Origin of the sequence: Symbiobacterium terraclitae (assembly GCF_017874315.1) — a bacterium.
GTDB classification, from domain to species: Bacteria; Bacillota; Sulfobacillia; order Symbiobacteriales; family Symbiobacteriaceae; genus Symbiobacterium; species Symbiobacterium terraclitae.
Map to the genome: position 1 here is coordinate 1 of NZ_JAGGLG010000027.1, position 12,572 is coordinate 12,572.

13 protein-coding genes are annotated in these 12,572 nt (G+C 67.5%); 6 read left to right on the forward strand and 7 right to left on the reverse strand.

Annotated features, from left to right (window positions below; genetic code table 11):
• Window positions 1-161: 161 nt before the first annotated feature.
• Window positions 162-935, reverse strand: coding sequence for an aminoglycoside adenylyltransferase domain-containing protein (locus tag J2Z79_RS13785; RefSeq protein ID WP_209467470.1), 774 nt, complete (start codon window positions 933-935; stop codon window positions 162-164).
• A gap of 266 nt (window positions 936-1,201) precedes the next feature.
• Window positions 1,202-1,441, reverse strand: coding sequence for a hypothetical protein (locus tag J2Z79_RS13790; protein ID WP_209467471.1), 240 nt, complete (start codon window positions 1,439-1,441; stop codon window positions 1,202-1,204).
• A 466-nt stretch (window positions 1,442-1,907) separates the two neighbouring features.
• Between J2Z79_RS13790 and J2Z79_RS13795 the strand changes: the two genes are divergently transcribed.
• Window positions 1,908-2,387, forward strand: coding sequence for a GNAT family N-acetyltransferase (locus tag J2Z79_RS13795; RefSeq protein WP_209467472.1), 480 nt, complete (start codon window positions 1,908-1,910; stop codon window positions 2,385-2,387).
• A gap of 277 nt (window positions 2,388-2,664) precedes the next feature.
• On the opposite strand, the gene J2Z79_RS13800 is transcribed toward J2Z79_RS13795, so the two are convergent.
• Window positions 2,665-3,405 carry a DUF5694 domain-containing protein gene (locus J2Z79_RS13800; RefSeq protein WP_209467473.1) on the reverse strand — a complete coding sequence of 247 codons (741 nt, stop codon included), beginning with the start codon at window positions 3,403-3,405 and terminating at the stop codon, window positions 2,665-2,667.
• 242 nt (window positions 3,406-3,647) lie between these two features.
• On the opposite strand from J2Z79_RS13800, the gene J2Z79_RS13805 reads away from it, so the two are divergent.
• Both J2Z79_RS13805 and J2Z79_RS13810 read left to right on the forward strand, forming a co-directional pair.
• Window positions 3,648-3,920, forward strand: coding sequence for a DUF3303 family protein (locus tag J2Z79_RS13805; RefSeq protein ID WP_209467474.1), 273 nt, complete (start codon window positions 3,648-3,650; stop codon window positions 3,918-3,920).
• A 112-nt stretch (window positions 3,921-4,032) separates the two neighbouring features.
• Complete coding sequence (locus tag J2Z79_RS13810; protein ID WP_209467475.1) at window positions 4,033-5,193, forward strand: winged helix DNA-binding domain-containing protein; 1,161 nt, start codon at window positions 4,033-4,035, stop codon at window positions 5,191-5,193.
• A gap of 255 nt (window positions 5,194-5,448) precedes the next feature.
• On the opposite strand, the gene J2Z79_RS13815 is transcribed toward J2Z79_RS13810, so the two are convergent.
• Window positions 5,449-6,342, reverse strand: a complete 894-nt coding sequence (locus tag J2Z79_RS13815) for an MOSC domain-containing protein (RefSeq protein ID WP_209467476.1) — start codon at window positions 6,340-6,342, stop codon at window positions 5,449-5,451.
• A 299-nt stretch (window positions 6,343-6,641) separates the two neighbouring features.
• Here J2Z79_RS13815 and J2Z79_RS13820 point away from each other — a divergent pair, with 299 nt between their 5' ends.
• Together J2Z79_RS13820 and J2Z79_RS13825 are read left to right on the forward strand one after the other, a co-directional pair.
• Window positions 6,642-7,340, forward strand: a complete 699-nt coding sequence (locus J2Z79_RS13820) for a response regulator transcription factor (RefSeq protein WP_342589496.1) — start codon at window positions 6,642-6,644, stop codon at window positions 7,338-7,340.
• Window positions 7,327-8,679 carry a sensor histidine kinase gene (locus J2Z79_RS13825; RefSeq protein WP_209467478.1) on the forward strand — a complete coding sequence of 451 codons (1,353 nt, stop codon included), beginning with the start codon at window positions 7,327-7,329 and terminating at the stop codon, window positions 8,677-8,679. The genes J2Z79_RS13820 and J2Z79_RS13825 overlap by 14 nt, the downstream gene beginning before the upstream one ends.
• A gap of 36 nt (window positions 8,680-8,715) precedes the next feature.
• On the opposite strand, the gene J2Z79_RS13830 is transcribed toward J2Z79_RS13825, so the two are convergent.
• Both J2Z79_RS13830 and J2Z79_RS13835 read right to left on the reverse strand, forming a co-directional pair.
• Window positions 8,716-9,228 carry a PCYCGC motif-containing (lipo)protein gene (locus tag J2Z79_RS13830; protein ID WP_209467479.1) on the reverse strand — a complete coding sequence of 171 codons (513 nt, stop codon included), beginning with the start codon at window positions 9,226-9,228 and terminating at the stop codon, window positions 8,716-8,718.
• Between the two features lie 154 nt (window positions 9,229-9,382).
• Window positions 9,383-10,144 (reverse strand): urease accessory protein UreH domain-containing protein, encoded by a 762-nt coding sequence (locus J2Z79_RS13835; protein WP_209467480.1) that lies wholly within the window; start codon window positions 10,142-10,144, stop codon window positions 9,383-9,385.
• Between the two features lie 110 nt (window positions 10,145-10,254).
• Here J2Z79_RS13835 and J2Z79_RS13840 point away from each other — a divergent pair, with 110 nt between their 5' ends.
• Window positions 10,255-10,782: a hypothetical protein gene (locus J2Z79_RS13840; RefSeq protein WP_209467481.1), complete on the forward strand. Its 528-nt coding sequence runs from the start codon at window positions 10,255-10,257 to the stop codon at window positions 10,780-10,782.
• A 13-nt stretch (window positions 10,783-10,795) separates the two neighbouring features.
• On the opposite strand, the gene J2Z79_RS13845 is transcribed toward J2Z79_RS13840, so the two are convergent.
• Complete coding sequence (locus J2Z79_RS13845; RefSeq protein WP_209467482.1) at window positions 10,796-12,358, reverse strand: PQQ-dependent sugar dehydrogenase; 1,563 nt, start codon at window positions 12,356-12,358, stop codon at window positions 10,796-10,798.
• Window positions 12,359-12,572: the final 214 nt, after the last annotated feature.

Below are 12,572 nucleotides of genomic sequence, written 5' to 3' on the forward strand. Positions count from 1 at the left end.
CATACGGTCGATACGTCTTCTTGCTCATGCTGAAGACATTGGACACCGAACCCTTTTGCTCCTACAGAACTGGCTTACTCAGACAGGCTCCTAGCTAGCGCGGGAGAGCCCGGGCGTGACGAGAATCCTTGGTCCTAGCGGGGGCGGGTTAGGAACCGGCGTCATGGGGTGTCCCCCAACCCGCGCCTGATCTCCTCCGTCAGAAACGCCTTGTATTCGCTCAGTTGCACATCATTATACGGGCGGTGAACGTCATTGAGGTAGGCGTCGACGGCCTGCTCCAGCAGCGGTCTGAACCGGGGATACTGCGCCATGGCCCACCGCGCTCCCTGCACCTTGGTCATGATCTTCCCTGTCCGGATAAACGAGAGTATGCGAGCCAGGGTGAGGATGTTGGAGTCAAACATCCCGTAGGCCTCGAACGCAAACGCATCGATGTCCGCCGCGATCGCCTGCCGGAACTGCTCGTCGGTAATCACCGGCAGCACGCCGTCGGGGGGACTGCCGTACAGCACGATCCCCTGCTGCCGGACAAGCCGTATGTAGCTCGGGATGTCGTCATCCGGAAACGGGCCGTGCAGCAGCGGATTGGACTCGTCATGTGCGGCGTATCGCCCCGCCCACAGCTCGCTGAAGTGAAACTGGCACATGACCGGTGTCGATCTCAGGTCATCCTCCATGATCACGGAGAGTTCCAGCTTGCAGGGCTTGCGGTGTACCTCCAGCAGCGCGTCGGCGAATGACGCCCTGCATCCGGCATCCATCGGCTCACTGCAGATTACCAGCAGGTCGATGTCTGACTTCCCTGGCACAAACTCGCCGAGACAGATCGAGCCATGCAGGTAGATGGCGACCAGTCCGGGGACGCGGCTTCTGATGACCTCAACGCAGGCATCCAACTGCCGCCTGACGTCTTCTGGCACATCGATTTTCATCGTCTGTTCCCCTCCTGTTACTGCAGGCCTCCATGATCGCGCACGAAGGGCACATGGGGTCGCTCGACTCAAACGGAGGGCTTGGCGGCCGTGGCGGATGACCAGGCGACCGGCCCGGCCCCCCGGTGCATTCTCTCTCAGACCTGGTGGGGTATCGTCCCTACACGGATCACGACAGCCCGCGAAACCGGAGAAGCCTGTTACTGTACATGGCGACCGAGGTCCGTCCGGTGTTGAGCATGGACGGACACGCCACCCCAGTGCCGTCACTCCGCCTCGATGTAGCCGAAGTCAGCCCAGTCTACCTGTGCCTGCTTCCCGGGCGCTGTCTCAAACCGAATGGTGGCCGACGCTGCGGCCATGGGCCGATAGGGCGCCATGAAGGCCCGGACGATCCGGATCTTGCCCTTGAATCCCCGTTGCTGGAGCAGAAAGAGCATCTGTGAAGCGTTCGTGACGCCCTTCTGCATCGGCTGCAGAATGACGGGCTTGAACGGGTCCAACATGCTGGAACGCTCGCGCTTGACCGGCTTAGGCAAAGCCTTGGCAGTCAATCACTTGCGGATGGTCTTACGATCCCGTCCGGTACGGCGGGCGCTCTCGGAGATTGACACCCCGTCCGAGTACATCTCCCTGATTTGCAAGGTTTCCCCACTCCCTGACATCGTACAGGCACGCCCAACTGGCCAGGTTGAGATGCCTGATATGTTACAGGGGTGGGGAAATTTATCTTGCTGCTTTTGGGGATTTTATCACTGCCGCTTACACAAGACCAGTTCCAGGGAGACCGGGGCCGGGCGCAGTGGAAACTTTCAACGGGTCGAACAAACCAGTCGCAATAATTTAAACTACCGAGAGAGGGGTTCTCCCCTGGCCACAGAAACCATTTGGAAGAGGTCACCGTGTCCTGGCGGTGGCCGGAACCACCGGCCGCCGGGTAGACGCACCTCGACCCAATTGGAGGCTCAGAGGATGATCCAGATTCGCGATGCGACCAGGTCAGACTACGAAGCGATGCTCGCAGTGGCCCGATCCCTCCCCGAGTGGTTCAACGAGCAGGGGCTCCGGGAAATGGCCAGGGACTTTGGGACCCATCAGGGGCTTGTAGCCGTTGACAACAGTGGTGCAAGCGAAGAGGTCGTTGGCTTCGCGACGTGGCTCCGGTCACCTGACGCACCCGAACCCAGGCTGGCTGAGATCACCTGGCTGGGTGTAACCCCGGCGTTTCAGGGTCGCGGGCTGGGGCGGCGGTTGGTCGAGGCCCTGGAAGACCGTTGCCGACAGGTTGGCGTCGCCGTGCTTCAGGTCTCCACCCTGGCGGACACCGTCGACTACGCCCCCTATGCCGGTACCCGCGCCTTCTACCGCAGGCTGGGATTCAAGGACTGGCGGGTTGACGCGGCCTTCTACGGCCCCGACGCGGACCGGCTGGTGCTGCGCAAGGAGTTGTGAGGAGGGGAGCGCACCCCTCGGTGTGGTTTCCGGCACTGGGGCTCGACCATTGCGTATAGGCTGAGGATGGAGGCGGTACTGTGGTCGAGGTACTGACAATCGCGTGGATGGTATTGGTCCTGGCCGGCATCATCAAGATTTCCTGGACGCTGGAGGAGATAAAGCGGCAGCTGAGCAACCGTTCGCCACGGTAGACGGATCGGTGCCGACCGTTGCGTATGATTGGGGGCTGGGGTCCATCACGCAGGTGATCGACCCCACCCCGCTTTCTGCGCCGCTACTCCAGATAGGGAAGGGGATCAACGTAGTCGAGGTCGGGGGAATCCATGATGAACTGTTTGAGCAGGGGGCGATGGCCCGCACCCACCAGCACCAGGATCCGGTCCGAACCGCGCTCGGCGAGGCTGGCGATGTGGGCGAACATGTAGAGATTCCGCTTATACCAATCTGCGACGAGGTTTGTCCCAACGTACGATCGGCCCGCCCCCACCACGGCGAGCTGCAGGTACACGGCGTGCAGGGCGTCATGCCGGGCTGAGTTGAGGTAGCGCAGCAGCCCCAGTACGCCGCCTTCGGATTCAGCGTGCTGCTGCGCTTCATGCACGTCACGAGTGACGCGCTCGAACGCGGACAAGAAACGGGTCATGCCGAGATTCCTCGCAGTTGACAAGGCAGCCTCGAAGTTCAGGTCCAGTCTGTAGTCGATGCCATAGATGCGGGGATGCCCCATCTCGCGGGCCAGGCGGAAACCCAGTTGGTAGATCTCGTTTCGCCCCAGTTCGAGGCGGCCAGCCCGATACTGGGCGTACTGCTCTTGCCACGCGTGCACCTGACCGGGCTCAACCTCAACGGCCACGTGCGTAGGCCGGTACCGCAGCAGCCGCGTTACCACATCCTGGATCTGTTTCTGATACCGTTCAACCAGTACGTCCTGGTATTCCGTCTTCACGTGGTCAAGATTCGGGTTTGACATGTGATAAGTACCCAGAACCATGACCTTCGCACGATCAGCAGACATGCCGGCATTCCCCCCCGATGCTCCTGGAGTTGAGAAATTCGCGCCGGTTCGCGGACGATCTGCCGCCCTGCCGGGAACCGAGGTGTCTGGAAGACTGCTCCGGTCTCGCAAGACGACTACTTCAACGAGGGTATGGCTGCAAGCACCCTTGGAGAGAAATGGTTAAGTGAGGGACCGTGAGACTGTCGCCCGGTGCCAGCCCGATCCACACCTGGTCAGACATGACTAAAAGGGGAATGCCCGTGCGCCATCTGGTGATCATGCGCCACAGCCCTGAGTCCTGCCCTGGCCGTCCGGAAAACGAGGCCGTTCATCCATGCTTCAACAAGATGCAGGACCTCCTTGACAAGCACGGGGTCGCGACCGTCGGGAAGTGGGCGGATCCGCCTGCCCATGTCAGCTACATCGTGCTGGACGCGCCGAACGCGCACGTCATCCAGGAAGCGATCATGGAGAGCGGTCTGTTCCTGTACACGACGACGACCGAGGTACGCCCGGTGCTGAGCATGGACTGACACCGACTGCCCACTGCGGTGGAACCCGTTGGGCCATCCGCGAGTCTGGAAAGTAAGTGCGTTGCGCGGATTCCAGGTGCATTCGGGAACCGACCCGGAGGGGTGAAGCGGGATGAGTTGTGCCGGTGTTGATCGGTGTGCCGTCTACGCGGACCGCCAATGGCTGGGGAGGGAGCGGAAGGCCTGCGACGTCGTCGCACTGGCCCGCCATCTGGTGGGGATCCAGAGCCAGCTTCCCACCACGCCCGGGCTCGCGGCGAGGGCGAGGCTCGCCGACGTCGGGCCGGACGACGTCCGGCACGAACTGGAGCAGACGCGGCGGCTGGTTCGGACCTGGACCGTGCGGGGTACCCTGCACGTCGTTCCCGCGGAAGACCTGCCCCTGTTCTGGCAGGCGCTCCGGCCCGAGTGGGAGGCGCGATGGAGCAAGTATCTCGACAACCACGTCACCCGGCAGCAGCGGGCGGATGCCGCCGAGGCCTGCCTGCAGATCCTGGCGCGGGGGCCGGCCACCCGGGCCGAGCTCCTGGCCGGTGCACAGGAGATCCTCGACTGTAGGGACGAGTGGGTGGCGTACCTCTTCTCCTCGTGGGGAGGCGTCCTCAAGGACCTGGCCTACGCCGGGAAGGTCGTCTATGGCCCCGAGCGGGACGGTGAGGTTCAGTTTGTGCGGACCGAGGACTGGGTGGGCATTCCGGAACTGAACAAGGACCCGGACGACATCCTTGCCGCCCTGCTGGAGCGGTACTTGCTCGCCTACAGCCCCGCCAGGCTCCAGGATTTCGTCCACTGGAGCGGCGTCACCGCGAAGCGGGCACGGGAGGCCCTGGCCCGCCTGAAGGGCCGGGTGGAGGTGCGGGACGGGTGGCTGGTCCGGGCGCGGGAGGACGATCAGCCCCCGGGCGATGTGGGCGTCGTGCGCCTGCTCCCGAAGTTCGACCCCTACCTCCTGGCGCACAAGGAGAAGTTCTACCTCGACGAGGCGCACTACAAGGCGGTCTTCCGCCAGGCTGCCGACGTCGCCGCAGTGATCCTCAGCCGCGGCCGGGTGATCGGCACCTGGCGGGCCCAGGGACACAGGGTGACCCCCGAACTGTTTGCCCCCGTCGATGGTGCGGTCGCCGCCGCGCTGGAGCAGGAGCTCGAGGCGCTCTCCGCATGGCTTCGGCAGCCGGTCCAGACAGGGCAGGGCCGCCGGTCGGCCCTGCGAGCAGGGCGGACGAGCCGCTTGGAGGGAGCTCCGCCTGACCAGCCTGACGGCTGCGCCAGCTGACCGCAGACTGCGGCGCTCGGATACTGGCAACAGTATCCGAGCGCCCTTGGTGTGGCGGCACACGGGTCACTGTGACTCTTCCCCAATCACCCGCCACATCATCTCTCGAGGACCAAGAAGCTGCCTTCTCACCGCGTCCTGTTGGGCACAGCCTGAAGGAACGGTGCGACGCCTGCATTCGTGGGCCGCATCTTCGGTCCTGCCATGCGCGCTCTCTCACTTCCCATACCTTAACAGGGTTGTCGAGCGTGCTTCTCAGCCGGGGAGGAGGTACACCGGATCCCCCTCGCTGACCCGTCCCGGGCGCACCACCTGGGCGTAGATGCCCACACAGGGCAGGGGCCCCAACCCGGGAATGGGTACGCGGTTATGCTGGGCGGCAACCCGCAAGGGCTCCGGGTCGTCCGGCAGGTCGCCGTGGGCCAGCGTGGGCACGGCGCAGCGCGGGGTTGGTACAACCACGCGCAGCAACACATCGGCACCAACCTGAAGCACACTGCCCACCCACTCGTTCTCCAGGAAGGCGTCTCTCGCCGGTGCCGTATCGACGACTATGTTTGGCCGAAAGCGTACCGCCTCAGCCTTGCCTCGACGGCTCCACGCGGCCAGGCGGGACAGCGTCGCCGTCGTGATCAGGTGGACCGGTGCGAAGTCGAAAAAGGTTCCGGCCGGCGAGCCGGCACCCAGCGGCCCGACCGAGAACGGCACGTCGGCGGCGGTCCCCTTCAGCAACACCTCTTCGGGGTCAGCACGCTCGAGCTGAGCCTCCGCGGGCGGTTCCGCAACCAGCGAGACACGGCGTCCCAGGAGTTCTGACAGCGCCTCTTCGAGACCCGGCTCCGTGTTCCGGAACGCGCGCCCGTCCGGGAGCGCAATCCTGACCGCCGGCCGCCCGTCCGCGGCCGCCCCGGCGGGCAGCATCTCCGCCGCGCAGGCCAGCAGCCTGCGCCACAGATGCGGCCGCTTGGCGCTGGCCACCCTCCCCGTCTCCCGATCGACCAGCGCGTACGCCCGGTCGCCGAGAATCCCCCGGGACGTCACCTCGGCTGCGCGCACCTCTTCGCCCAGCATGGACTTGACGGGATACCGGCGGAGCTGCGTCACCTGCCCCACGATCCGTGCGGTGCCATGTGCGGGACTGGCCCTCATCCTGCCCCCCCTTCGGTGTGAGCTCCGGAGTAGATCGCCGAAGCCCCCGCCGATAGGATACGAGGCGGATCCGCGCATCCCTGCTGCCGCAGCGTGTGCACTGCTCCGTTGTCGTGTACAGGGCGGTCGATGCCGGTCGATGTACATCACGGGACGGTTGACACGGAGGAACACGGCCAGGGTCTGCCCAAAGAAGTTACCGGAATGGGTGCGGCCGGGTCTGCAGGTTGACTCGGGCGCCCATGGCGGCGAACGATCTGCGCCCAGTTACCCGTTACGCTGGGGAGGAAGCGAGGGAGGTGGCGGCAGTGAAGCGGCCCACTGTCCTGGTGGTGGACGACGAGCCGCGCATGCGGGAGCTGATCCGGCTCTATCTGGCGGCCGAGTGCGACGTGCACGAGGCGGAGGACGGCCTGGCCGCCCTGCGGGCGGTGCAGGCCATCGGGCCCGACCTGGTGCTGCTGGACGTGATGATGCCCAACCTGGACGGCTGGGAGACCCTGAAGCGCATCCGGGAGGAGACCTCCATACCCGTCATCATGCTGACGGCGCGGGGGGATGTGCCGGACCGGGTGCATGGCCTCCGCATGGGCGCGGACGACTACATCGCCAAGCCCTTCGACGGGAGGGAGCTGGCGGCCAGGGTGCAGGCGGTGCTGCGCCGATCCAGCGGGCAGGTGGAGGCCAGCGCGCCGATCCGCCGGGGCAGCCTGACGATCCGGCCGGCCGACCGCACGGCCGCGTACGCGGGCCGCACGCTAGCCCTGACCCCGAAGGAGTTTGACCTGCTGGCGCTGCTGGCTGCCCACCCGGGACAGGCCTTCTCACGGGAGAAGCTGCTGGACCGGATCTGGGGGCCCGACTACGCGGGCGACACCCGCACGGTGGACACCCACATCAAGAACCTGCGGGAGAAGCTGGGCGAGGGGGCCGGGATGATCGCCACTGTCTGGGGCGTCGGCTACAGGCTCGTGGAGGTGGCCGATGCGCAACCTTAACCTGGTGGGCAAGCTTTGGCTCTCGCTTTCGCTCCTGCTGCTCTTCGTGCTGATCCCCCTGGAGTACGCCCTGGACCAGGTGCTCGAGCGGTTCTACGCCACGCAGGTGACCGAGCCGCTTCTCTACCACAGCCGCCAGCTGGCCGACATGCTCGCGGCGGATGAGGGGGCGATCGTGGCCGCGCCGATGATGGCCGAGATGGTCGGCGGCGAGGTCGTGGTGCTGGACGAGGCCGGGCGCCCCCTGGAGTTCGTTGGCGCCTCGGCGGTCGTACCGCCGGAGGGGACGGTGCAGGCGGTGATCGCAGGCCGCACCTTCACGGGACAGCTGCAGACGCCCGAGGGGCGAACCTTCATCGTGACCGGGGTCCCGATCTCCGGGGGCGGCGGGGGCGTGCTGCTGCTCGCCCCGGCCGACCCGCTCCGGCAGTCCCTGCAGCTCGCCCGGCGCTACCTGTGGCTCGCCAGCGGGATCACGCTCCTCCTGGGGACCGGGCTCGCCCTGGTGATGGCGCGGAGCCTCACCCGACCCGTGCTGGCGATGGAGAGGGCCACCCGGTCGATCGCCACGGGCGACTTCTCGGTGCGGGTGGCGGTGGACAGCACGGATGAGATCGGTCGGCTCGGCCAGGCCATCAACCGGATGGCGGCGCAGCTGGAGACGTACGAGAGCAACCGGAGGGAGTTCCTCGCCAACGTGGCCCACGAGCTGCGCACCCCGCTCTCGTACATCCGCGGTTACACGCAGGCGCTGGCCGAGGGGATCGTGACGGATCCGGCCGAGGTGCGGCGCTACCAGCAGATCGTGCTGGACGAGTCCATCCGCGTGGGCCGCCTGGTGGACGACCTGATGGACCTCGCGCAGATGGGCGAGGGCGGGATGGCCTTCGAGCTGATCCCGTTGGACCTGCGGGTGCCGGTCGAGCAGGCGGCCCTCACCGTGCGGCCGCGCGCGGAGGAGAAAGGAGTGCGGCTCGCCATAGACCTGCCGCAGCCACTGCCGCCCGTGCCCGCCGACGGCGGCCGGATCCAGCAGGTGGTCTTCAACCTGCTGGACAACGCCCTGCGCTATACGCCCGCGGGAGGCGAGATCCGGGTGACCGCAGAGGCGGGGGTGGACGCGGTGACGGTGCGGGTGCGGGACACGGGCGAGGGAATCGCCCCGGACCTGCTCCCCCACGTGTTCGACCGCTTCTTCGGACGGCGCCAGGGGGGCCGGGGGCTCGGGCTGGCGGTGGTCCGGTCCATCGTCCGGGCGCACGGGGGTCACGTGGGCGCCGAGTCCCGGCAGGGCGAGGGCTCGACCTTCTGGTTCCGGCTGCCCCGCACGCGGGAATGAGAGACGGGCACCCGGTTCCGGGTGCCCGCTGCCTTGCTACAGGTCTGGCGGGGGCATCGGTGTGGGGGTCGGCTGGAGACCCCGGGCCTGGTACTTCTTGTCGACCTCCTGGCGGATCTGCGTGACGGACTTGCCGGCCTCGAGCCCGGCCACCACGTCGCGCGTGACGTCCACGCAGATCTGACAGCCGCTCGCGTGCTGGTCGAAGGCGGTCACCCTGTCGCTGCCGTCCCGCTGGAAGTAGCACGCGAAGTTGTCGCGGTGGAAGTTGCCGCAGCCGCAGTAGCAGGGGATGTGCTGAAGCGCCTCCTGGTGGTGCGCCGCGAGGAGGTAGGCCTCCTTCATCGGCTTCACGACGCCCGCGTACCAGTCGGGCGCCTCGGGAAACCCTTCAGGAAACGTCGTCACGTTCTGCGCGGCCGAGTTCTTCGGGGACTGCCCCGAAGCGCAGCCCGCAGCCACGGTCACCAGCGCTACCAGCAGCAGGGCAAGAGCCGTCCGCCGCCGTGCGGGCCGCTTCCGTTGTGAGGTCGCCTGCGTCACAGCCATCTCTGATCCCCCATTCTCCGTGGGCTTCACGTTCAGTCTGTCGGCTGAATGTGGAGAAAGTGTGAAGATCTCCGCCGCGCGGGACGGGCGAGTACCAGAATGGCGCTTTCGGACTAGACAGAGAGGCCCGGGCCACGGGGGCCCGGGCCTGCGGTTACATGAACCAGTAGAGCAGGACGTCGTTGAGTCCGAGCATGAGGAGCACCGCACCGGCGATCCTCCGCACGTAGCGGTCGGCCCGCCGCAGGCCCCGGAGTCCGGCGCGCGCCGTGCTCCGCCCCAGCGAGAGCGCACTGGCCCACAGGAGGACAGGCACGGCGGTTCCCGCGGCGAAGATGACCGCGAGGAGCAGACCCGCCCGCGCCTGCAGCAGCAGGGGCACCAGCCAGCCGAAGAAGATCATCGCCATGGTCGGGCAGAAGCTCAGTGCGAAGGCCGCCCCCAGGCCGAAGGCGGGGGAGAGCCAGCGGGGCAGCCGCGCCTGCAACCGCTCGGCGATCCCCGCGCCGAGGGTGCCCTGCCAGAAGATCCAGCCCAGCAGGAAGAGCGCCATCGCCACGAGCAGTGGCCCCGACAGCCTGCGCAGGAAGACCATGGCGGGGGCGGGCAGGCGCCAGCCCAGCATTACCGCCAGGGAGCCCAGGAGGGCGTAGACCATGGCCTTGCCCAGCACGAAGGCGCCGACCGACGCCCAGAGCGGGTGCCTGCGGGGATCCGACTGGGAGACGTAGGCGATGGCGCCGGCGTTCGCGGAGACCTGACAGGGAGCCAGGCCGCCGAGGAGGCCGAGCAGCAGGGCCGACAGCCCGGGGATGTCCTGCGCGCCCAGCAGGCCCTCGATGGGCGATGACAGGGCGCTGCTCAGCCTGCTCAGCATCAGGTACCACTCGTACGAAAGCGCGGACAGGATCTCCACGGCCGTCCCTCCCTGTTTCAAGTGTTACAGGGAGGTGTGAAGAAACCGTGAAGGTACGAAGCGGGGGTCAGGCTGCATAACATGGCGCAAAACGGGAGGGAGGGCCCTCCATGCGGCTGCGCGCCCTGCTCCTTTCCGGCATCATGGTTGGACTGGCTGTGCTGCTCCAGACGGCCCCGATCTGGCTGGGGCAACCGGTGGGATTTGCGCTCGCGATCCTGGCCTGCCTGCCGATGGCTGTGGCCGCAGCGGCGGATCCGGGAACCGCCGCGCTGGCCCTGCCCGCGGCCGCCCTCCTCTGCGGCCTCTTCCAGCCGGAGGAGGGCTGGATCTTCGGCCTGACCAACGGCCCTTTCGGGGTCGCCCTCGGCGTGGCGGTCCGGCGCGGGCACTCCGGGTGGAAGGGGCCTCTCCTGCCGGCTATCACCCTGTTCGGCGGCATGGCCCTGCTCACCTGGGGGGTCGGTTTTCCCGCTCTCGGGCCGAACCTGACCAGGCTGGGCCTGCCCGCTGCCCTGATCGCCTGCGGCTGCTTCGCGCTCGTCTGGTCGGCTCTCTGCATGCCGCTCGCCCGCCTGCTGGTCCGGCGCACCCGTCCGGGCCTGGAGAGCTGGGCCGGCCGCGGCCCGTCACGCTAGTCCGGCGGCGCGGCTATGCCCTGCGGATCCGCCACAGCGAGCCGGATCCCGCATGGGGGATGAAGTGCCCCGGTACCGCCTCCAGCACGCCGAAGTCCACCAGGTAGAGGCACCGGTCGCGGGGGCAGAACTTGACGTCTATGGGCCGCTCGGGCCAGTTGCCGCCCGTTCCCGGACGCCGGTTCACGTAGAAGTCACGCACCTGCCCGCTGGCGGGGTTTGCCCGTACCACCCGGAACCCGGGCGTCGCTCCGGCGGCGCGGGGATCCATCGTCATGGGCCCTCCGGGCCCGAACTGGGCGATGAACAACTGGCCGGCGAAGCCGAACTCCCGGGGGGCGAAGTCGAACTTCATGCTCGCACTGTGGGGAGCCAGACGCAGCAGTGGCTGGCCGGCCAGCGGCGGATGTTCGAGCAGTGCAAAGCGGAGCTGCGGCTGACCCCGCGGGCGGAAGCGCGGGGCCGTGACGGGCAGGCCGCTGGCGAAGTCCGGCCAGCCGTACCATCCGCCCTTCACGACCTCCCAGAGGCTGTCCCAGTCCCCCTCGATGGGCCGGAGGCCGCGGCCGTCAAAGCCGTGGTTGAGTGCCAGCAGGCGGCCGTCCGGGCTGAACCGGAGCCCAAACACGTTGCGGAACCCGTCCGCAACCACCTCCAGCCCTGAGCCGTCCAGCCGTACCCGGTAGAGGGCGCCGTTGGCCATCAGCCGGCCGCGGATGACCTCCCCCGCCCGGGCCGGCGTGCCGAAGGGTTTGAAGGCCCCCGTCCAGGCCTGGTCCCGGCGCGGGTCGCCGGCCAGCCAGTTCAGGTCCCAGTAGTTGTCGCCCGCCAGACGGATGGCCCGAGCGGGCACGTCGTGCTCATGAGGGTGCTGCACGAGCCAGCCGAGGATGTAGTTGTCGAAGCCGACCACACCGCTGTTGGTCGCCGTGCCCACGCCGAAGTACAGGTAGCCGTCTGGGCTCAGCGCCAGCTCGCTGCCGTAGTGATCGCCGAAGGTGCGCAGGCCGGAAACCAGCGTGGTTCGCCCCTGTCCGGGCACCACCCGCGAGATGCGTCCCGGCGCGCCCCCCTCGGCGACGTACAGCGTTCCCTGGTGCCAGAGGGCTCCTGAGACCGGGCCCTGCAGTCCGTCGACCACCACAGTCAGGCGTTGTCCGTCGACCTTCAGCACCCGGGCCGGGCCCTTTGCCGGGCCGTAGGTAAAGCCTCCCTCGACCACGTAGACGCCGCCCTCGCCGTCAAAGAGCACGCTGGTAGGATAGGTCAGGCCCGAGACGACGCGCTCCATCGCATAGCCCGGCTCGAGGGTGTAGTCGCTCTGTCCGGGCCGCAACTCCATCCGCTGGGCGATCTCCCGCAGGACCGCCGATTTCTCGGCCGACACCGGCGCCACGGCTTCGAAGGCATGTTGCCCCTGTCCGGCGCCCACCTCGTATTCGGTCGCCGCCTGTTCTGCCAGCTCGGCCAACTCGGCTACCAGCACAGCCGGGTCGTCAGGCACCTCGGGCCCGGGGGTCGCCTCCACCGGACCAGCAGAGGCGCCCTGCAGGAGCTCGACCTCCCGCATGTGCAACTCCAGGGCCTGCCGGGCCAGGGGCTGTCCATCGGGAGGCACCAGTGCGCAGACGGCCTGGTAGAGCGGCCGGAGGAGCAGCGCTCGCTGCAGGTACCGCCGGCCGAGGGATGCAGGTGTCCGGTCGTTCAGTGGAATCCCCCCTTCAACTGTAGAGCACCCTATGTTTACGTGCCTGCGAAGGCAGGGATACGCAGAAGAGCCGAGCCGGGGT